The organism is Alkalihalobacillus sp. BA299, from assembly GCF_017745675.1.
Lineage (GTDB): Bacteria > Bacillota > Bacilli > Bacillales > Bacillaceae_F > Alkalihalobacterium.
Map to the genome: position 1 here is coordinate 22,861 of NZ_JAFLJM010000012.1, position 20,990 is coordinate 43,850.

General features: G+C 37.2%; 25 protein-coding genes. 13 read left to right on the forward strand and 12 right to left on the reverse strand.

From position 1 onward, the window contains the following. The first annotated feature begins 20 nt into the window (after positions 1 to 20). Entirely contained in the window at positions 21 to 1,004 is a 984-nt protein-coding gene (locus J0N78_RS15760; protein ID WP_209124073.1) for a metal-dependent hydrolase, read from the forward strand. Positions 1,005 to 1,079: 75 nt separating this feature from the next. On the opposite strand, the gene J0N78_RS15765 is transcribed toward J0N78_RS15760, so the two are convergent. Continuing rightward, the gene (locus J0N78_RS15765; protein ID WP_209124074.1) at positions 1,080 to 1,220 is read right to left on the reverse strand and encodes a YfhJ family protein; all 141 of its coding nucleotides are present in this window, start codon (positions 1,218 to 1,220) and stop codon (positions 1,080 to 1,082) included. Between the two features lie 138 nt (positions 1,221 to 1,358). On the opposite strand from J0N78_RS15765, the gene sspK reads away from it, so the two are divergent. Both sspK and J0N78_RS15775 read left to right on the forward strand, forming a co-directional pair. Continuing rightward, positions 1,359 to 1,508, forward strand: a complete 150-nt coding sequence (gene sspK / locus J0N78_RS15770; RefSeq protein ID WP_209124075.1) for a small, acid-soluble spore protein K — start codon at positions 1,359 to 1,361, stop codon at positions 1,506 to 1,508. A 41-nt stretch (positions 1,509 to 1,549) separates the two neighbouring features. Further along, complete coding sequence (locus J0N78_RS15775) at positions 1,550 to 1,696, forward strand: YpzG family protein (protein WP_209124076.1); 147 nt, start codon at positions 1,550 to 1,552, stop codon at positions 1,694 to 1,696. 811 nt (positions 1,697 to 2,507) lie between these two features. Here the strand turns inward: J0N78_RS15775 and J0N78_RS15780 are convergent. The 3 genes from J0N78_RS15780 to recX form a co-directional block, all read right to left on the reverse strand. Beyond that, positions 2,508 to 2,813 (reverse strand): YfhH family protein, encoded by a 306-nt coding sequence (locus J0N78_RS15780; protein WP_209124077.1) that lies wholly within the window; start codon positions 2,811 to 2,813, stop codon positions 2,508 to 2,510. A gap of 125 nt (positions 2,814 to 2,938) precedes the next feature. Further along, complete coding sequence (locus tag J0N78_RS15785) at positions 2,939 to 3,085, reverse strand: L-lactate permease (protein WP_209124078.1); 147 nt, start codon at positions 3,083 to 3,085, stop codon at positions 2,939 to 2,941. Positions 3,086 to 3,179: 94 nt separating this feature from the next. Beyond that, entirely contained in the window at positions 3,180 to 3,989 is an 810-nt protein-coding gene (gene recX, locus J0N78_RS15790) for a recombination regulator RecX (RefSeq protein ID WP_209124079.1), read from the reverse strand. 170 nt (positions 3,990 to 4,159) lie between these two features. On the opposite strand from recX, the gene J0N78_RS15795 reads away from it, so the two are divergent. The 7 genes from J0N78_RS15795 (at position 4,160) to J0N78_RS15825 (ending at position 9,288) form a co-directional block, all read left to right on the forward strand. Beyond that, on the forward strand, positions 4,160 to 5,065 hold the full coding sequence (locus J0N78_RS15795) for a TIGR01777 family oxidoreductase (RefSeq protein WP_209124080.1): 906 nt from the start codon (positions 4,160 to 4,162) through the stop codon (positions 5,063 to 5,065). A gap of 88 nt (positions 5,066 to 5,153) precedes the next feature. Next, positions 5,154 to 5,267 (forward strand): YfhE family protein, encoded by a 114-nt coding sequence (locus tag J0N78_RS15800; RefSeq protein WP_209124081.1) that lies wholly within the window; start codon positions 5,154 to 5,156, stop codon positions 5,265 to 5,267. A gap of 165 nt (positions 5,268 to 5,432) precedes the next feature. After that, positions 5,433 to 5,591 carry a YfhD family protein gene (locus J0N78_RS15805; RefSeq protein ID WP_307794953.1) on the forward strand — a complete coding sequence of 53 codons (159 nt, stop codon included), beginning with the start codon at positions 5,433 to 5,435 and terminating at the stop codon, positions 5,589 to 5,591. Between the two features lie 437 nt (positions 5,592 to 6,028). Beyond that, positions 6,029 to 6,553 (forward strand): diaminobutyrate acetyltransferase, encoded by a 525-nt coding sequence (gene ectA, locus J0N78_RS15810; RefSeq protein WP_209124082.1) that lies wholly within the window; start codon positions 6,029 to 6,031, stop codon positions 6,551 to 6,553. 123 nt (positions 6,554 to 6,676) lie between these two features. Next, positions 6,677 to 7,960, forward strand: coding sequence for a diaminobutyrate--2-oxoglutarate transaminase (gene ectB, locus J0N78_RS15815; RefSeq protein WP_209124083.1), 1,284 nt, complete (start codon positions 6,677 to 6,679; stop codon positions 7,958 to 7,960). A gap of 474 nt (positions 7,961 to 8,434) precedes the next feature. After that, complete coding sequence (locus J0N78_RS15820; protein ID WP_209124084.1) at positions 8,435 to 8,824, forward strand: ectoine synthase; 390 nt, start codon at positions 8,435 to 8,437, stop codon at positions 8,822 to 8,824. A gap of 263 nt (positions 8,825 to 9,087) precedes the next feature. After that, on the forward strand, positions 9,088 to 9,288 hold the full coding sequence (locus J0N78_RS15825) for a PLDc N-terminal domain-containing protein (protein ID WP_209124085.1): 201 nt from the start codon (positions 9,088 to 9,090) through the stop codon (positions 9,286 to 9,288). Here the strand turns inward: J0N78_RS15825 and J0N78_RS15830 are convergent, their stop codons facing one another. The 3 genes from J0N78_RS15830 to J0N78_RS15840 all read right to left on the reverse strand — a co-directional run bounded on the left by J0N78_RS15830 (position 9,289) and on the right by J0N78_RS15840 (position 11,255). Next, positions 9,289 to 9,591: a hypothetical protein gene (locus J0N78_RS15830; RefSeq protein WP_209124086.1), complete on the reverse strand. Its 303-nt coding sequence runs from the start codon at positions 9,589 to 9,591 to the stop codon at positions 9,289 to 9,291. It abuts the gene before it with no gap. A 163-nt stretch (positions 9,592 to 9,754) separates the two neighbouring features. Beyond that, complete coding sequence (locus tag J0N78_RS15835; RefSeq protein ID WP_209124087.1) at positions 9,755 to 9,919, reverse strand: hypothetical protein; 165 nt, start codon at positions 9,917 to 9,919, stop codon at positions 9,755 to 9,757. Positions 9,920 to 10,160: 241 nt separating this feature from the next. Next, positions 10,161 to 11,255, reverse strand: coding sequence for a nitric oxide synthase oxygenase (locus J0N78_RS15840; protein WP_280637236.1), 1,095 nt, complete (start codon positions 11,253 to 11,255; stop codon positions 10,161 to 10,163). A gap of 260 nt (positions 11,256 to 11,515) precedes the next feature. On the opposite strand from J0N78_RS15840, the gene J0N78_RS15845 reads away from it, so the two are divergent. Continuing rightward, complete coding sequence (locus J0N78_RS15845) at positions 11,516 to 12,232, forward strand: endonuclease/exonuclease/phosphatase family protein (RefSeq protein ID WP_307794957.1); 717 nt, start codon at positions 11,516 to 11,518, stop codon at positions 12,230 to 12,232. A 387-nt stretch (positions 12,233 to 12,619) separates the two neighbouring features. Further along, on the forward strand, positions 12,620 to 12,934 hold the full coding sequence (locus J0N78_RS15850) for a DUF3817 domain-containing protein (RefSeq protein WP_209124089.1): 315 nt from the start codon (positions 12,620 to 12,622) through the stop codon (positions 12,932 to 12,934). A gap of 74 nt (positions 12,935 to 13,008) precedes the next feature. Here J0N78_RS15850 and J0N78_RS15855 read toward each other — a convergent pair whose 3' ends face one another. The 3 genes from J0N78_RS15855 to J0N78_RS15865 all read right to left on the reverse strand — a co-directional run bounded on the left by J0N78_RS15855 (position 13,009) and on the right by J0N78_RS15865 (position 16,944). Continuing rightward, positions 13,009 to 13,701 (reverse strand): pseudouridine synthase, encoded by a 693-nt coding sequence (locus J0N78_RS15855; RefSeq protein WP_209124090.1) that lies wholly within the window; start codon positions 13,699 to 13,701, stop codon positions 13,009 to 13,011. A gap of 143 nt (positions 13,702 to 13,844) precedes the next feature. After that, positions 13,845 to 15,254: an alanine/glycine:cation symporter family protein gene (locus tag J0N78_RS15860; RefSeq protein WP_374193921.1), complete on the reverse strand. Its 1,410-nt coding sequence runs from the start codon at positions 15,252 to 15,254 to the stop codon at positions 13,845 to 13,847. 355 nt (positions 15,255 to 15,609) lie between these two features. After that, complete coding sequence (locus tag J0N78_RS15865) at positions 15,610 to 16,944, reverse strand: S8 family peptidase (RefSeq protein WP_209124092.1); 1,335 nt, start codon at positions 16,942 to 16,944, stop codon at positions 15,610 to 15,612. A gap of 240 nt (positions 16,945 to 17,184) precedes the next feature. On the opposite strand from J0N78_RS15865, the gene J0N78_RS15870 reads away from it, so the two are divergent. Next, positions 17,185 to 18,003: a tyrosine-protein phosphatase gene (locus J0N78_RS15870; protein ID WP_209124093.1), complete on the forward strand. Its 819-nt coding sequence runs from the start codon at positions 17,185 to 17,187 to the stop codon at positions 18,001 to 18,003. Positions 18,004 to 18,088: 85 nt separating this feature from the next. On the opposite strand, the gene J0N78_RS15875 is transcribed toward J0N78_RS15870, so the two are convergent. Both J0N78_RS15875 and J0N78_RS15880 read right to left on the reverse strand, forming a co-directional pair. Then, on the reverse strand, positions 18,089 to 19,450 hold the full coding sequence (locus J0N78_RS15875) for an aspartate aminotransferase family protein (RefSeq protein ID WP_209124094.1): 1,362 nt from the start codon (positions 19,448 to 19,450) through the stop codon (positions 18,089 to 18,091). Positions 19,451 to 19,471: 21 nt separating this feature from the next. After that, on the reverse strand, positions 19,472 to 20,938 hold the full coding sequence (locus J0N78_RS15880) for a CoA-acylating methylmalonate-semialdehyde dehydrogenase (RefSeq protein WP_209124095.1): 1,467 nt from the start codon (positions 20,936 to 20,938) through the stop codon (positions 19,472 to 19,474). Positions 20,939 to 20,990 lie beyond the last annotated feature (52 nt).

Sequence of the window (20,990 nt, forward strand, 5' to 3'; positions counted from 1 at the left end):
CGAAAGGAGGTAGTTCAAACTTGGATACGGGAACTCACGTTGTCATGGGAATTGCTCTCGGTGGGCTTGCTACATTAGATCCTGTCGTTGGAAATGACCCTATTATGAGACAAACGGTAATGGTTGCAGCGATCATTGGGTCACAAGCACCCGATTTTGATACAGTACTCAAATTAAGAAATAATGCTGTTTACATACGCAATCATCGTGGAATTACCCACTCATTGCCAGCTATATTAATTTGGCCGTTTATTATTGCTGGTGGAATATCGATGCTAGTTCCTGAGACAAATTATTTACATCTATGGCTTTGGACATTTCTAGCTGTTTTCCTTCATGTTTTTGTCGACATATTTAACGCATATGGGACACAAGCTTTACGACCCGTTACTCATAAATGGATTGCCCTTGGTTCGATTAATATTTTTGATCCGTTTATTTTTCTAGCACATATTGTCGGAATTATATTATGGCGTTATGGCTTCGACCCTGGATATACCTTCTTATTTGTTTATTTTCTACTTATACTGTATTACATTTGGAGGCTACAAGCACGTAAAAAAGTCATTGCTCATGCTAAGTCTCTCCATCCAAATGCAACTCATGTGTTTATATCACCAACATTTCGTTGGAATCAGTGGCATTTAGTTATTAGAACAAAAGAAATGTTGTACGTGGCTGAATCAAAAAATCACAAAATTAACTTTTTTGAACAATTTCCATTTGAACCTATCCCTGATGATCCAATTATCAATGCAGCAAGAAAGGATGCGAACTTGTCTGCTTTCCTTTCCTTTTCCCCTACCTATCGCTGGGAAGTGGAGCGGGTCAATGATTATCACGAAGTCCGATTTATCGATTTAAGGTACCGTAGTAAAGGACACTATCCATTTGTTGCCATTGTCCAATTGGACGATAACCTCCAAATTCAAAGCTCGTATACGGGATGGGTATATAGTGAAGAAACTTTAAAACGAAAGCTCGAGCTCTCAACCCAATCATAAGTTCATTATAGAAGTCTAGATTTCACTTTTTCCACTAAAAATAGTTGCTGTTATGGACCAGCAACTATTTTTTTCCTAACCTTTATATGTTCTACCCGCTTTTGCGCGTGTCGCTTCAAAATCTTCCCATAAACTCTCTACCCATTTTCTTGCTTGGCCGTAAAATAACTGATTATTACGTAATTCTTGTGCCAAACGCTCAAACCGTTCATTCACTGCAAATTACCTCCTCTAACAATTATTGCATTCATATCAAATCGTATGTCTCCTCATACTATGAAAGAAGCGATTGTTACTCAAGACATTCGGCTTCATGGTTTGGACTTACACTAGTTGTTGAAGGAGGGTTCACCGATGCGTAACAAAGAGAAAGGATTTCCACTTCGCAAATCATTTTCGGGAGAGCCACGAGCGAAAGAAGAGTATTCTTCTAAGCGAGCCGATGGTACCATTCGCGATCATCCACAAGCACGGATGCAGCAATCGAATCAGTCCCGTTCATGATATTGATTTCATTTCTCTAGGTTATTAGGAGGTGTTTTACCTTGCACAAGGTAAGAGGTAAAAATTATGCTGATCCATTTCAATCTCCACGAGCAAACCCTAAGCATGCATTCCATCAAGTGAACGGTGAAACCGAACAAAGTCAACACAACATCATCCTAGAAGTCCAAACGAGAAAGCGTTCATAAAGTAAAACTTCATTCAGTGGGGGTATTCCTTCATTCCCCACTGAATGTTAGTTGAGGCTCACACAATGTGGGTCACACAGACGTTGCCACAGGACGTGGCGCATTTAGTCTGTGTTCAATTGTCGGGTTGTTACTGGCACTTATTCACTTCATCTTTCTTGTTTCCATAAAGCCTTGAAGTGGGAGTCTTAGTGTTAGTTAAACGCCCCATTGAACGTTTTAGTCTTCACAAACCTTTTCCTTCCTTATTTTAAGGAGAAGCAACTCCTCTGCTTCTCCTTTTTTATACTCAAAAAGAAAAGCGGAAGGTGTCTGCTTATCGGCGACAAGCGCTGGAGGGCCAGCTAATTAGTGTCCTGACTTTTGGACACGTTTGATGGACCGAAGCGACCTCGAGCCGATGACACCTGCAGCTAGACAAAAAGAAAAGCGGAAGCGCCCGTTTAGCGGCGTATGGACTGGAGCCCCCACCGTATGAGATAAAGGAAACACGGCGAAAGTCATCGAGACGATGTTGACTTATCGTAAGGAGGGGGAGCGAAGTCCACTAGACGCTGGGCGCTGAAGCTAGACAACAAGAAAAGCGGAAGGTGTCTGCTTATCGGCGACAAGCGCTGGAGGGCCAGCAATTAGTGTCCTGACTTTTGGACACGTTTGATGGACCGAAGAGCGACCTCGAGCCGATGACACCTGCAGCTAGACAACAAGAAAAGCGGAAGCGCCCGTTTAGCGGCGTATGGACTGGACTGAGCCGATCCTTGAAATTTATAATTTCTGTTCTATAAGCAATTCTCCTTGAAGTTGACCTCGGTTATTTCTTTAATACAGAAATAGGAACTCCCTCTAATTCACTGCTTCCATTTCGATACCCCCAAGCAAATCTTCCATTCATATAAGAAATTAAGAAGCTCGATTGGTTATCAATCATTTCATATGTTTCACCGGGGTAAAACTCTTCTGGATTAAGGAGGTATGCCTTTGCCATGATCATCTTTCGTTCGTACACAGCGAATTCACTGGCCATTCCCATTTGCTCAGCTTTTTTTGCTTTTTCATTTAATTGAGCAATTTCATTTTGTAGTTCAAATTCAGTCATATCACTATAACGTTTTTCCATATACTACGCCTCCATCGGCTTATTCATTAATGTTATTATAATTCATTTTTAAAGGTCAAACCAATAACATTCTATTATAAAATGGGAAAACCAATAATAATTCCCTCTATTGACAAAGCTACAATTTAAACAAATGGAACTTTCCAATATAAATACGCTAAGATACCAGTAGCCATTAAACTAATAGGCATTGCTTTCATTGCCGGCATTCTCATGACAACTAGAAATACTAATACGGATAGGATTGGGGTTAAAGCTATCATGCTGTTCATAAAAAGGATACTCCCTTTCTTTAATTGGTCATATACTCATAATATCAAAGTTTGATCAGTACTTCACAATATCTTCGTTGTTATTTTATGACAATTATTCTTTCCTATCTTTATCTAAGTATTGATCAATTAAAAAGATTGAAAAGCCTTTTTGATAGAGCCTATGTTTCATTTTAAAACGATACTCGTTTTCACTTAAGTGTAAGTATTTTCGTTTTACTTTTTCAGCCTGATATACAATTGCTTCCCATTGTTGATCTAAATCAAAGGACAATGAATTTTGATTAATTCCTTCTTCAATCACTTCATACGAGAACCCTTTTGCTAATAATTGCCTCGTAATTTTCTGCTGGTAAGCTTGCTCAGACTCTGTTAACGTTTTTTTCGCTTGTTTTTCTATCCACTTATTAATATGCTCTAATTGTTCAGAATAAGGATATTCACGTAGAGCCTCTTCGGCTAAACTTCCATAAATACCCTTTCCCTGGAGTTCCTGTTTAATAATTTTAGGACCTTTTACTCCTGTATTTTTCTTTGTACGGACAAAAGCAAATGCAAAATCTCGATCGTTTAAAAAGTTATATTCTTTAAGCTTATTAACTACATTAACTATTTCCTGCTCCTCATACATTTTTCTTTTTAAATAATCAATTACTTCTTTTTCTGACCTCATACGATAAGACAGATAAGATAGCGCTAAATTGTATGCTTTTTTTATTTTATCTTCAGCTAAAATTTTTTCTAATGCTTCAACATCTATTTCCATCCCTTTAGTTAAACGCCATGCAATGAGAACATCTTGGTCAACACTAAATCCGTACTCTTCACCGTTTCCTTTATCAATGTAAATATTAAAACGTTCGGTATTATTTTTTTGTGTTGTAATTTTTGTAATAACAGCCATAGACATCTACCTTCTTACTTTCATTTAATTTTAAAACTGTTTTCGAATATTTTAGAAAATAGCCTTTTGAACAAATTATAAGGAAGTAATTATTTTTCTTTTGCTAAAAATATAAATCACTTATACTTAACTAAACATTTCTTGTAAAAATTTTGAAAGACGGTGGTTTTTTGAATATTGCTATTGCTGGAGGGATAGGCTTTATTGGTACAGCATTAACTCATCACTTTACAACACAGGGTCATCAAGTTTATATTTTATCGCGAACACCTAAAGAAAAGAAGAAAAACTTAAATTATATACAATGGTTAGTACCCGAGGCTAATCCACTTGAAAATCTTCCTCCATTAGATGCATTTATTAATTTGGCGGGAGAATCGATTGGTTCTGGACGCTGGACACACCAAAAAAAAGCGCAAATCTTAAATAGTCGTATTACAACCACTAAGGCTGCTATAAAATTACTTGAACAACTGGAACAAAAGCCTTCTATTTTTATTAATGCCTCAGCGGTCGGATATTATGGACATTCAACTACCGAAACCTTCACGGAAGAACAGGATCAAGGTGGAGAATCTAACTTTTTAAAGGACGTTGTCATCCAGTGGGAAAGAGAGGCAAAGAAAGCTGAACTATTAGGGATCCGGACCGTTCTTCCAAGGTTAGGCTTAGTCCTTGATCCAAAGGAAGGTGCATTACCCAAAATGTTACTTCCATATCGGCTTTTTGCTGGCGGTGCTTTAGGGTCAGGAAAACAGTGGTATTCGTGGATCCATATCCAAGACCTTGTCCGAATTTTTGAGTTTGCCATCGAAAACGAATCAATTCATGGTGCGTTAAATGTAACAGCACCTCATCCCGTTCAAATGACAGATATGGGGAGAGCCATTGCAACTATTCTAAAGCGACCACATTGGTTACCTACTCCTTCTGTTGCATTAAAAGTCATATTAGGTGAAATGAGCTCCTTACTTCTTGATGGCCAAAGGGTTATACCCAAAAAAGCACTCAATAATGGATTTAAGTTCACCTATTCAACAATAGACAAAGCGTTAAACAATATTCTTCATAAATGATGTATATTAAGAACTTCTTTTACTTTAGAATATTTTTCCTTCTATATACTCATACTATAAATATTACTTCATTACTAGGAGGAAAAACATGGAGAAAAAGAAGCGTCGCGACCAGCATGAAAGACAATCTCTTAAGAAGGCTCAACAAGTAACGTATCAATCAGATTTTAAAGCTGCAGATCGTGCAGCTCGCTCAAGGTAGTACGTGGTGACAGGCATCTTTATTACACTAAAGGTGCCTGTCACCACTATAACAAACACTATGGAAAATTTTTTATAACATGAACCTTATCCCTCTTTCTCAAAATAGAAATAGATGTTTGCAAAGCTTTTGCTACATCTATATTAAAAGTTTGGAGGGATTTTTGTGGGTAAAAAGAGAAAAAAGCAACAACAAGTGGCTAACGTTCAAAACGATGGCATGGATGTTGAATACTCTGCTGAATTAGCAGATGCTGAAGACATCGAAGCAAATGCTCGTGCAGCAGCTGCAGACCGCCGCGCGAAAAAAAAGAAAAAGAAATAGCTAGGTATTAACTAATACTTAATAATAAGGCTAATTAGTGAGTCGAGTGTGTACAACCCTCTTTAGATATGTTTATTTCATATCATTGGGTGTCTGCAAAAGGCTCATTGATTAGCTTTTTTAATGATTTCATTAGCTTTTAAAATTTATCACCACTAGCTGTTAAAAGAATTCGTCATGTTTTGTAAGATTTGCTCACATTTTTTCAAATTGTCCGAAAACATAACAATATGGGAGGAATATAGAAGATACGTGCTCTTAATAGATGGCAGCGTAAGTCATCATCATTAATCCTTGTTTATCATTAAATAGCTGGTTTGCTTTAATTACAGCATCCCCTTATCATTTATAATAGCTAATGAAAAAAATAATAAAACATCCATTAAGGAGGAATACGTTATTATTTACAATAATTTGCGGTTTGTAGGTGAAAAGCGATGAGTCAACTAACAAAAACAGTTAAACCATCCATTCCTAATGTCACTTTTGAAAAGCCATCCCTTGAAGATGGCGCCGCCATGTGGGAACTTGTAAATAACTCTACTCTTGATTTAAATTCTTCTTACAAATACATCATGTTTTGTGAGTTTTTTGCAGAAACTTGTGTAGTAGCAAAAGAAAACGGCAAGCTTGTAGGGTTCGTTACAGCTTTTGTCCCCCCTACTAAGCAAGATGTTGTTTTTGTGTGGCAAATCGGAGTCGATTCTTCTCAACGTGGAAAAGGGCTTGCATCTCATCTATTGCAAGAGTTAATTAGCCGAGAAGGTTGCCAAAATATTAATTATCTTGAAGCCACTGTTACACCTTCAAATCAGGCCTCTCAATCACTATTCCGACGCCTAGGGCGAGATCTCAATACGAACTGTGAAGTGTTAGAGTGTTTCTCAGAAGATTTATTTCCTGGAGATGATCATGAAGAGGAACTCACTTTCCGAATTGGACCATTCAATAAAGATAAATAATATTTATTAGAAAATGTATTAGGAATTGGAATGATTCGATCGGCTCATGTGAAAAACTTCACAAATTCTTTAGATTGATGCTTTATTCCTTTCTTACCAACTAAAAGGAGGATCTATATCAAAATGGAAACCAATAATTTAAGTATATTTAACGAATTAGAATCTGAGGTTCGAAGTTATTGCCGAAGCTTCCCTGCTATTTTTAATAAAGCAAAAGGATATAAACTTTGGGATGTTGAAGGAAATGAGTATATTGACTTCTTCTCTGGAGCAGGAGCCCTCAATTACGGACACAATGATCCAAAAATGAAAGCAAAACTTGTTGATTATATATTAAATGATGGGATTGCCCATTCATTAGATAAAGCAACAGCAGCAAAAGCTGAGTTTTTAGAGAAATTTAATAATGTAATTCTTAAACCGCGTAATATGGAATACAAAGTGATGTTTCCTGGACCAACTGGGACAAACACAGTCGAAAGTGCATTAAAGCTTGCTAGAAAAGTCACTGGTCGTACAGATGTGATTAGTTTTACAAATGGTTTTCACGGTATGACAATTGGTTCTTTATCAGTAACAGGTAACTCTTTCAAGCGTAAAGGTGCAGGTATTCCATTACAGCATGTTGTGACAATGCCTTATGATAGCTTTGTCAATGACGAACTCGACACTCTGGAGTATCTCGAGCGCTTTTTAGAAGACAACGGAAGTGGAGTAGAAATTCCTGCCGCAATGATCCTCGAGACAGTCCAAGGTGAAGGGGGCATTAACGCTGCCCGTTTCGAGTGGCTGCAGAAAGTAGAGAGCATTTGTCGTCGTTGGGGTATTTTACTAATTATTGACGATGTTCAAGCTGGAGTTGGTAGAACAGGTACATTCTTCTCTTTTGAAGAAGCAGGAATTAAACCAGATATCATTTGTTTATCAAAATCAATTGGTGGCTACGGATTACCATTAGCATTAACACTAATTAGTCCAAAATACGATATTTGGGAGCCAGGCGAGCATAACGGAACATTCCGTGGTAATAACTTAGCATTTGTTACAGCTACTGAGGCACTTACGTATTGGGAAAATGATTCTTTTGAAAAGAGCATCCAAGAGAAATCTAAAAAAATCAGCGAGTTTTTAGTAAGCCTTACTGTGAAATATCCACAAATTAAAGGTGAAGTGCGTGGCCGTGGCTTTATGCAAGGAATTGTAAGTCAAGTTGAAGGCTTAGCCTCAGAAATTGCCAAAGCTGCATTTGAACGAGGGCTTATTATGGAAACAGCAGGTCCAGACGATGAAGTATTCAAGCTCTTCCCTGCCCTTACAATTGATAATGAAGGTTTAGAAAAAGGCTTCGCTATCATTGAAGATAGTATTAAAAGCTTAGTAAAAGAAAAAGAAGTCGTATCGTCATAGAAAAGCGGAAGGTGTCCGTTCAGCGGCGTAGGGACTGGAGCACCCCCGTATGAGATAAAGGAAACACAACGAGTGCAGCGAGTCGATGTTGACTTATCGTAAGGAGGGGCGCGAAGTCCACTAGCCGCTGGGCACCTGCAGCTAGACAAATAGAAAAGCGGAAGGCGCCTGTTTATTGGCGACAAGCGCTGGAGGGCCAACAATAAGTGTCCTGATTTTTGGACACGTTTGATGGACCGAAGCGACCTCGAGCCAATGGCGCCTGCAGCTAGACAAATAGAAAAGCGGAAGGTGCCCGTTCAGCGGCGTAGAGACTGGAGCACCCCCGTATGAGATTAAAGGAAACACGACGAGTGCAGCGAGTCGATGTTGACTTATCGTAAGGAGGGGCGCGAAGTCCACTAGCCGCTGGGTGCTCAAGCTAGACAGCAAGAAATCTTTCTCATAATAAAACAATTACTGGAGGAAATGATAATGAAAGTCATTAAACTAGAAGATGTTATTGGAACAGAAAATGAAGTAAAAAGTGATAACTGGATTAGCCGTAGACTACTATTCAAAAAAGACGGTATGGGATATTCTGTTAATGATACTATTATCAAAGAAGGTACAGAAACACATATTTGGTATCAAAACCATTTAGAAGCTGTATATTGTATTGAAGGTGAGGGTGAAGTAGAAACTTTAAGCGATAATAAAATTCATCCGATTAAAGCCAATACCCTTTACGCATTAGATAAAAATGATGAGCATTTACTTCGTGCAACTAAAGGTGATATGCGTATGGTTTGTGTGTTTAACCCACCGCTTACAGGAAGAGAAACACATGATGAAAATGGTGTGTACCCTGTTGATGACGAGTAATCAGTAGCTTTATAGGAAGTAGAATAGTTACTAAGGACGGAACCTATTTTGGATAGTCTCACCAACTTATTCTATTACATTCTGTACAAAAAAGCTGTGCCTAGGATTATTTCCTACTCGCACAGCTTTTTTATATGGTTATGGTAGTAAGTACGTTTGATTATTAATAATGGACTATTGCATAGTGTAATACTACAAACAACTAGTCATATAAGTTCTGGTAATATATTATATATACATAATTATGTAAAGGAGAATATAATATGGATATTTTAGCTGTATTCAGTTTTATTATTTTTTTTGTAGTTGGACTGTTTCTTTTAAACATATTTACTAGTATCTGGGCCTACAGAGATGCTATAAGTAAAGGCAACAGTAAGGAATATGCTGTCATTGTTTTAATAGGGACTTTATTTTTCCCAGTCTTAGGGTTAATCGTTTATTTTCTTATTCGAAACGATTAATTAATGCAACAATATTTTTTGAAATTGAATATTATTCGTATTAATTCCAATTGTTGCTAAAAGCTCAATTACTTCATCCAGTGAATCAGCTGGATATGCAGACTGACAAATATGATCAGCTTTTGATAATTTTTCCTCTGTTAGTACTTCTTGCGGTAGGAGCTCCTTCATTGAAGTAATAACCTTAATCACTTCTTCATCTCTCTCAAATGATATAAGACCAGTAACATTATTGTATAGAATAATAAGCGGCACATCTGTCAACGGGTGGACAAAATGCGCTTTATAAATCACCTGTTCCATAATTATCAAACTCCCTCCTTACTATAGAACATATTCTACCATAAAAATGAGGGTAACTCATAAAAGTCTGCGCTCCCGTTTTACACAAAATATAGTTGTTATAATAGCAACTATATTTTGTGTAAAAGGTGCCTGATACCTAACTGTTAAGTCACCCACATTGTTATTTATTCATTTTTTCATCAATCTCAGATAGTAGTTTAGTAGCCTCTCTAGCAGTTAGCCTTTCTATGGCATGAGCTATTCTGTTACCTAACACCATAAAACCAAAGAAAATGGAGAAAAATAATACAACGAATACCACAACGAACCCTTCAAACAAAGTCATATGTTTCCTCCTCGTATTCTACTTTATGAAACTATATGAGGTTCGAACGGGTTATATGCAAATTAATCTGAAACATTCCAGGTAAGATTGTATAACTTTTGAACACTATGATTTTTGTAAAAAAATTTATACCGTTCAATTTGAAAAGTAATCAAAAACACGAGAACATTGCTCCTATTCTCGTGTTTTTTAAAAATATTTATTTCGTGATAGCTATAATAACGTAATTCAAATTCTTATTTTATTCATACCGTTTTTCTTGATAAAAATAATTTGGAGTAATCGTTTCATTTTCATATGCTTTATGAAATACATGCGTTGTTGCTGGCGATACTGGCGGTATTAACCATGTCCAGTCTCCTGTTAACGAACGTCCGCAGCGATTCTCTTTTGTCTCAAAATGTTGAAATTGATTCGCTGCCGTATGATGGTCTACAATACTAACTCCTTTCTCTTTAAAAGAATGAAGAACTGCAACATTTAACTCAACTAACGCTTTATCTTTCCATAATGTCGATGCTCGACTTGTATCTAATTCCATTAGTGATGCGATTTTTGGCAATATATTATAACGATCTTCATCTGCTAAATTTCTTGCTCCAATTTCAGTACCCATATACCAACCATTAAATGGGGCTGCCGTATAATGCAGACCGCCTATTTCAAGCCTCATTTCAGACACAAAGGGAACACCATACCACTTTAATTGAAATTTTGAAAAAGCATCTAGTTCAGGGTGAACGATTGGTACTTCTAAAACGATGTCTTTTGGAATGTCAAACCATTGCGGAACGCCCCTTTTCATTTGTATGACGTACGGCAAAATATCAAAATGTGTTCCTTCTCCTTTCCACCCTAACTTAGTACAATACTTTGTAAACGATATAGAAGCTGGGTCACCGATACTACCGAATTCAGTAGTATAACCTGCGTATCGTATAAGTTGATAATTCCATATTCTAACTTGTTCTTCACCGCAGATTACTGGCTTGAACACTGTTATGGTCGGAAGAATCTTTCCACCATTTGTGCCATATGTAATATGTCGGTTTAAAGCCTCAGCAACTTGTTCTGCGGTTTCAGCACGTCTTTCATCTATCACGTGAAGGCTGTCCCAAAAAAGTCGACCAATACACCTGTTACTATTTCTCCATGCTATTCTTGCTCCGTGTTCTAGTTCTTCATATGTATGATCATAATGGCCAGTCTTTTCAATACTTTTTCGAACCTCTTGTAATCTTGCTTCTATTTGCTCCGTACTCTTACCTAGTTCTCTATAACAGATATATATAAATTTCTCAGCTTCCTTTAGTATGTCTTGCTTAAACTGCAACATAGTCCACCTCATTGTCCAAATAACCTATATTAGTATGCCCTTCTTCAATTATCATTATTATAGCTGACATTTAGGTAGACCTACCGATTAAGGTAGCTATTTCACCAAAACGACATAGTATTTAACTGTACGCTATCATTATTGATCATTTACACCTTTTTAAAAAACGTTATGTCTAAACCTAGCTAGTCTCGGTAAAAATAGAAGTTAAAAGACTAAGGAGGCGAGCTACATTTAAACTTAAAGTTCTATCATTTAATATCCGGCACGGACTCGGAACAGATCGTCGTTTTAACTTACATAGAATCACTAAAATTCTGAAGCAAAGTGATGCTGATATAATTGGGTTGAATGAAGTCGACAAATCGTTTTCAAAGCGCAGTCATTTTATTGACCAAGCAAGTTGGATAGCAGAACAACTACAAATGGAGTATGTGTTTGCTCCAGCCATATCTATTCGATCACGAAAAGTAGAACGACGAGAGTATGGGAACGCCTTATTATCGAGGTTCCCTATATTAAAATCTGAAGCTCACATCGTTCGCCTACGCCCATTTCTATGTGAGCCACGATCGATTATTGAAGCTTCCATTCAAATGAATCATAGACATGTAAAAGCTCTTGTTACTCACTTTAGCCTTCATCCTTTATTACGAAAAGTACAGATGAATAAAGTGTTGGAACTGTCATCAAAAGAACTCCCTACTTTCTTAATGGGAGATTTCAATTGTAGGCCTTTTTCTAGAGATTACAACAAAATAGCTCATTACTATAACAATTCATGTAATAAACGCATACAAAAAGAGCTCCGAACTTTCCCTTCCAGGAAACCCAAAATGCAACTCGACTATATTTTTGTAAATGATAAAATTGAGGTCATATACTCTGACGTCATCACTACATTTAGAGAAGCTTCGGATCATTTACCAATTACTTCACTAGTAAAAATTAAAAATAATTTTTCAACCACTTTATAATGCTTCCTGACCTTCCATTTACTGAAGGCAGGAAGTATATTAATTAGGCTCTTTTCTCAAAGATTGTTGCTTTTAGCTTTTGGACCGTAAGCCAAGTGTATGCTTGGCTCTTCACGCATAGCGTGAAGGTTTTGAAAATAAAATAGCCGTTTAGACAAATGAATTTGTCTTGAAAAGGCTATTTTATTTTCAAAAAACGGTCCAAAAGCAACAAAGTTTACGAATACAGCCATTAATTATATGTTTAGATTGCATTTATACCTTTTAACGTTATCTGTATATCGTTGACTTTTTTGTTTCACAATATTGTTGTTTTTATACTCGCATAGTTATTGTTATAATTACAGTGTTAAACTTGTTTATATTTTTAATGGGAGGTTCTCTTAGATGTTAGACACACCGCTTAAATGGTTTCGAAATATCGGTATATTAGAAGGCTGGTCATTTATTTTACTTTTGGGTATAGCTATGCCTTTAAAATACATGGCAGATATTCCACAGTTTGTCACTGTGATTGGAATGGCACATGGTGTTTTATTTATGCTTTATGTAGGAATCGCTTTATATGTGACAGTCAAATACCGGTGGTCATCACCACGTTTTATCGGTGCAGTTCTTGCATCCGTTATCCCATTTGGCCCATTTATATATGACGCACGTATCATCCAGCAATATAAAATAAATGTAAAAGAAAGTATTTAATGGTATAAACACCCTGCTATTTTCACAGAAAAAAGCGGGGTGTTTATATAGATGCCTACTCACTTTTTGTATTTCTATAACATCGTCATTAATTCTTTAAGTTCACTTTCACTTAAATCGCGCCATTCACCTGTTTCTAGTGATTCAAGAGTTATATTCATAATTCGAACCCGCTCTAGACGTTCAACTTCATAGCCAAACACCTTACACATTCTCCTAATTTGACGGTTAAGCCCTTGAGTGAGAATAATTCGAATCACGTAATCATTGACCCGTGACACTTTGCATGGCTTTGTTTTTGTACCGAGAATTTCTATCCCAGTTGACATTCCATATAAAAAATTTTCAGTAATTGGTTTATCTACTGTGACTATATATTCTTTTTCGTGATTATGTTCAGCTCGCATTATTTTATTAACGATATCTCCATCATCAGTTAACAACATTAAGCCTTCAGATGCTTTATCGAGTCGTCCAACCGGAAAAATTCTCTCGGGGTAGTTAATAAAGTCAATAATATTGCCTTCTACTAACGGCTGTGCTGTACAGGTAATTCCGACAGGTTTGTTAAATACAATATATATTTTTTTATGGTTAACCCTCATTTTAATTTGTTGCCCATCAATGCATACGATGTCTGTGCATTCAACTGTATCGCCATGTTCGCAAACTCTATCATTAATAGTGATTCTTCTGGCATCAATTAGCCGATTCGTTTCTCGTCTAGAACATCTGCCGGTTAAGCTAATAAATTTATTTATTCTCATCTTACGTTTCCTTCCTTAGGTACGAACGAATCCGTGTCTTTTTAATACTAAATCAAATACGAATAAACACAAAAAGCTACGGTTTTCTTTTTGGAAATACCGTAGCTCTTCATTGTAGCTATATTCCATTATGGTAATGAAGCTTAACTCGACATTTTATCTTTATCCTTGTTATATTCATGCTCCCAGAAATCAGCATTTTTAATATCTAGCTTGACAGGATCAAAGACTGGATCAATGCCTTGTTTTTTCTGTTCTTCGTAGTCTTTGAGTACTCTTAATGCTGGTTTGGCAAGAATGAGGATCGCAATTAGGTTTAACCAAACCATCAATCCTAAACCAACATCACCTAATGCCCAAGCAAGGTCAGCCTCACGAACCGCTCCGAAAAATACCGCAGCAAGGAGAATAACTTTTAATAAAAACATTCCTGTTTTATTAAATTTGCCTCTTATTAAATAGGCAATGTTTGTTTCCGCCATATAATAATACGCCATAATTGTAGTAAATGCGAAGAAAAATAAAGCAATGGCCACGAATGCTGCCCCAAAACCAGGAATAACCGATTCAATTGCCGCTTGCGTATAACCAGCCCCTGCAGGAACTTCTCCAATATAATTTACAATTGTATTTCCAGCATCATCGACAACATTATACATACCTGTAAAAAGGATCATAAAGGCTGTTGCCGAACATACGAGTAAAGTATCAATATAAACAGAGAAAGCTTGTACTAACCCTTGTTTCGCTGGATGAGAAACTTCTGCAGCCGCTGCCGCGTGTGGTCCAGTTCCTTGACCTGCTTCATTCGAGTAAATACCACGCTTAACTCCCCAAGCAATGGCTAATCCAATGATTCCACCAAATGCAGCATCAGCACCAAAAGCACTACTTACAATTAAAGAAATAACCGCTGGTAGTTGAGTAATATTTGCCCCGATGATTACAAATGCGAGTAAAATATAAGCAATTGCCATAAACGGAACGACTAGCTGTGCTACGTTTGCAATCCTTTTTACCCCACCAAAAATAATAACACCAATAATAACGATTAAGATAGATGCAGTAATATACGGATTAATAGAGAACGCATTATCTACCGCAACTGCGATTGAATTGGATTGAATCCCTGGCATTAATAAACTCATTGCAAGAAGTGTAGCAATCGCAAAAATAACTGCATACCATTTCCAGCCTATCCCTTTTTCAATATAATAAGCTGGTCCACCACGATATAATCCATTTTGTTTCTCTTTGTAAACCTGTGCTAAAGTCGATTCAACGAATGCACTAGATGCTCCTATAAAAGCAATCGTCCACATCCAAAACACTGCACCTGGTCCCCCGAAGGCAATGGCAGTAGCAGTACCCGCAATGTTACCTGTTCCTACTCGACCTGATAGTGCAATAGACATCGCCTGGAAAGAAGAAACACCAGCGGATGAGCTTTTACCTCTAAACATTAAGGAAACCATATCTTTAATATGTCTTACTTGTAAAAAGCGCGTAAGTATTGAAAATAATAGCCCTACTCCTAAACAAAAGTAAATCATCGGATTGCTCCATAAAATACCATTAAGCCAGTTTACAAAAGCCTCCAAATAAACCCCTCCATATTCTTCCAAATTGTTTGAACCTTTTTTATATTCGAATTATAATTGAAATTAATTTTTATTGCAATATACTAAACTACCTTATTAATTCGCTAAAGTAATATAATAATATATTTTCATATAAAAAACACCCTTTCAACCTAATTTGAAAAGGTGTTTTTCCTTGGTAAATATAGGGTTGATTGCTTTATACAGTTTGAACTCTCTTTCTTAAACTCACCATCAGTCATAACATTTCCTGTCGCTTGAAAATCTGGATCGTTTTTTCACCTGGAACCCATTTCATTTCGGTGACTTATTGTGGTATAGAGTTTTCGGCATTGATATAACCAGTCCCGTAAATATATTTATCGTATTTATCTGGATCGTTCCATAGATCTGTGCCGCTTTTCAACAACTCTTTTACTTGTTGTGGAGTAGCATTTCGATTATGCTCTAATATTAATGCGACGATCCCAGCACAAATTGGTGTTGCCATTGAAGTTCCTGATAAGATAATATATTCTGAACCAACCCGATTATCTTTTTGAAGTTTATCTATATACGATTTTGGGGAACGGAGTGAAGTTATATTAACACCTGGAGCTAAAATATCGGGTTTTTCCTTTCCATATATCGTTGGGCCCCTACTAGAAAAGCTCGCAACATCATCATCAATTCTTTCTATTGTTTCTCTGTCATCCAACGCTCCAACGGTAATTACTCGTTCACTGATTCCAGGACTGGCAATAGTTTGCCGTTCTGGCCCTTCATTTCCAGCAGCAACACAGACAACTATTCCAGCCTCCCACGCTTTCTCTACAATTTGCACCATTGGATCATCATTTTCACTTTCAAATCGTTGAGCAGTTGCCCCTAAAGACATACTTATAATATCGATTTTTCGATCAGAATTACTTTCATTGTATTTAATACAATATTCAACGCCCTGCATCACAGTTTCTAACGTGCCAGACCCTATTTTATTTAATACTTTTACACCAACAAGGTTAGCTTCTGGAGCAGGTCCTCTATACCTTCCTGATGAAGCCGAACCGTCCCCAAGAGCATCTCCGGCGCAATGAGTTCCATGCCCATTATCATCGTACGGCTCACTCTTTTGATTAATAAAGTCCACAAATTCTATTATTCTTCCCGAAAGATCCTGATGAGAGTATATTCCTGTATCGATTACAGCAATAGTTACTCCCTTACCGGTCAGCGTCGTTCCATTCCTAACCACATTTTTTGCATTTGATGCTACAACAGCAGTATCTAGTAAAGCGTGAACTTTGCGATTTAAATAAATTTTTCTTACGTGTTTACAGCTCGAAAGGATTTTTTCTAAGGCAATTGGTGTCATATCTGCACTACAGCATGATACTATGTTAAACCCTTTTCGAATCTTACAACCTGAATGATTACTAAAGATTTGTCCTACTTCATGGCACCCCTCTTCATAGCATCCCTTTTCAAATTCAATAATAACCGTCATTTTTTTCCTTACTTTTATTACCCCTTCAAAAAATTTATGAAGAAAGCATGGTGTCCATTTAAATGGCTTGTATAGATTTAACACTTTTTCACGTAAAGGTTTGTCAAGCTTATGACTATGAGAGCGCACCATTTGTACCATAGAGTATCCAAACACTTGTATACCTCCTATTAATGTTTTAAATACTCTATGGAATTTATAAATATTTGATTCAGTTATTGTCTATAACCATTTGAAAATATGTTAATAACTATCATCAAGTTTGACCATTTGATTATTTTCTGAATAATCTGTTAAGATAAAGAGGCTTACGTGAATTAATGCTTATATAGGGACATTGGAAAGGATTACATATATTAAAATAACAAATAAAAATCAGGTGAAGGAGATAAGTCCATGAACAAATTAAATTTACATTCACGACGTCATGACGAGCAAAGTATGAGAGAAATCCCTTTAGAAGGGGCTGTTAATTTTCGTGATATGGGGGGATATCCAACCGTTGATGGACGAAAAGTAAAGTGGGGAAAATTATTTCGGTCTGGCGCATTAAATGACTTAACAGAAAATGATATCGTTCATTTACAAAAATTAGGAATAAAAAGAATTTGCGATTTAAGACGGAGTATCGAAACGAAAGTTAAACCGAATCCGATTATTCCTGGTGTTGATTATATCCATCTACCCGTTATTCCAGAAAATGATGAGAAGTCGAACGTTCGTCAAGTTGGCGATTTATCATTACATGGAGAAAAAGTTAATCTAGGTGAACCAGGTGAAATGCTATTGCGTCTCAATCAAGTAATCGCTCACCAAACAGAAACGTATACTCAGTTATTAAAAATGTTATTTGAAGAAGAACGTGTTCCTCTAGTTATACATTGTGTTGCTGGAAAAGATCGTACAGGAGTTTGTAGCTCACTTATATTACTGACATTAGGAGTTCCACAAGAAATTGTTATTGAAGACTTTACTTATACAAACAAATTCCTTGATCAATTAAGACAAAAATTATTGACTAAAAAGTTTATAGAAAAAACGAAAGATGTTAATCCAAAATCGATAGATGCTTTACTTGAAGCAAGACCTGATTATTTATATGCATTCCTTAAAGAAATTGAAGATCACTATGGTTCCTTTGATACCTATTTATATGAAAAGCTCGGGATAAGTAAGGGTGACCGAAAAGATATTCAAAACCGCTTTCTTGTGTAACACACCCTTTTTCATTATGTAAATGATGTAAAAAAGGTGTCAGGTACTTTTAGTTCACTAAAGGTACCTGACACCCCTTTAATACCTATTCATCTTTCAATTCATTTAGTGCTTCTTTTATTGTCTTGACTAAAAACGCTAAATCTTCCTCTTCCGTATTTAAAGGTGGTGCAATCGTTAACACATTGTTGTAACCTGCAACTGTAGCTCCATTTTTTCCAATAATCACACCCCTTTGTTTACATGAAGCAATTACTTTATTGACGATACTAACATCGATTGGCGTCTTCGTTTCTTTATCAGCAACTAGTTCGATACCAATTAGTAGACCTTTCCCACGAACATCTCCTACATAAGGGTGATTTTGCAAAAGGTTCGTTAAGTCATTTTTTAATCGCTCTCCTAGCTGTTTAGAACGTTCAAATAAATTTTCATTCTCCATTATCTCTAAGTTTTTCAATGCTAAAGCACATGCTGCTGGACTGCCACCAAACGTATTGACATGTCTAAAATAGTCATACTCCTCTGTTCCTTTAAAAGCTTCATAGATTTCTCGTTTAACTGCTGTCGCTGATAATGGCAAGTATGCACTCGTGATTCCTTTTGCCATCGTAATAATATCTGGCTTGACCCCATAGTTCATAAACCCGAACGGTTCACCGGTTCGGCCAAACCCACATATGACTTCATCAGCGATCAGCAATGCTCCATGCTTCTCGCAAACTTCTTTAACCGCGGACATATATCCATCAGGTGGCATGAGAACTCCACCACCAGTAATGATAGGCTCCATAATCACTCCAGCGATCGTTTCGCTTAACTCCCATGTCATTGCACGATCAATGTCTCGGACGGATTCTAATTCTTCAGGAGGACAATTTGGTGCATCATTCGATCGGTATAAATCTGGTGGCGGAACATGAATAAACCCAGGTGCTAACGGTTCATATTTGTATTTTCTTTCGGCCTGACCTGTTGCAGCTAACGCCCCCATTGAATTACCATGATACGCACGATACCTTGAAATAAATTTATAACGATTAAAATCACCTTTTTGTTGATGATATTGTCTCGTGATTTTAAAAGCCGTTTCGTTTGCTTCTGAACCACTATTTGAAAAGAAGATGACGTACTCATCACCAAGGATTTCATTTAGTTTCTCCCCAAGTTTGATCGCGGGCAAATGACTTTGCGTCAATGGAAAATATGCTAATTCCTTTAATTGCTCATAAGCTGCTTCAGCTAGTTCCGTACGTCCATAACCTACATTGACACACCATAACCCGGACATCGCATCTAAATATCGCTTACCATCATGATTTGTTACCCAAGCACCCTTTGCTTTTGTGATAACCATTGTTCCATCAGGATTATAAGGCTTCATCGAATGCCAAATATATTTCTCATCTTTTTCTAGTGCTTTACTATTTTCATTTGTACTTAGCATTGTAATTCCTCCCTCCTACCTTTAAAAATCATATCGAGATGTAATCATTTTTTTCCGTGTGAAAAAGTTAACGCCGTCCTTACCATTCACATGAAGATCACCGTAAAAAGAATCTTTCCAGCCTGAAAACGGGAAGAAAGCCATCGTCGCCGGTACACCAACATTGATTCCAAGCATACCTGCATCGGCTTCTTCACGGAATTTTCGGACCGCTTTTGCATCTTTCGTATAGATCGTTGCACCATTTCCATAGCGAGACTTCCGAATAAATTCTAATCCTTCATCTAAGTCTTTAGCCCTTAACATACTAATAACGGGGGCGAAGATTTCTTCTTTAGCGATGACCATATCTGGTGTCACGTGATCGAAAATCGTAGGACCTAAGAAATTCCCTTCTTTCATTTCATCCATTTCTTTTCGACCGTCACGAATAAGGGACGCACCTTCTTCGACACCCTTTGATATAAAATCTAAAACTTTAGCTCGATGCGAGTTGCGAATGACGGGTGTTAAAAGGACTTCATCATCCAAGCCGTTACCGATGATTAATTCATCAGCCCGCGCTTTTAACTCGCTTACAAAGGCTTCCCCCTCACCAACAACAACAACTGCACTACAAGCCATGCAGCGTTGTCCTGCACTACCATAAGCGGAAGCTACAATATGAGTCACAGCTTTTTCTACATCGGCATCGGGCATAACGATATGATGATTCTTCGCACCAGAAAGCGCTTGAACTCGTTTACCATTTGCAGCTGCTCGCTCATACACATATTTTGCGACAGGCTGGGAGCCAACAAAAGATATCGCTTTCACATCTTCATGTTCAAGTAAACCATTTACAACATCATGGGCTCCGTGAACGACATTGAGTACACCATCAGGAGCACCTGCTTTTGTAAACAATTCGGCGAGTTTATTAGCTAACATCGGTGTTCGTTCAGACGGCTTTAAGACGAACGTATTCCCACAAGCAATGGCTAGCGGAAACATCCATAATGGCACCATCATCGGAAAGTTAAATGGAGTAATTCCACCAATGACTCCTAATGGATAACGAAACATTTCCGAATCAATATCCTCAGCAATCCCTGATAATGTTTCTCCCATCATTAAGGTTGGTGCACCTGCTGCAAATTCTACACATTCAATCCCACGTTGCACTTCACCATGTGCTTCTTTAAAGGCTTTTCCATTTTCTTGCACAATGAGCTTTGCTAATTCATCATGATTGTCGGAGAGTAGCGTATGAAATTTAAATAAAATTCGAGCTCTTTTTGGTACAGGTGTGTTTTTCCATGTAAGGAACGCTTCACTTGCTGCATGTACTGCTTGATTGACATCTTCCTCCGTTGATACTGGAACAGTAGTCAACACCTCACCGGTAGCTGGATTGGACACATCTAATGTATTTGTAGTACTTGCTTCCACCCATTGGCCATTGATGTAATTTTTTAAGACATTCGTTTGTTTTTTTATTACTGTCATAGTCGTTGCCTCCTGTAATTTTTCTGATTTTTCCAACATCTATTTTCTTGTA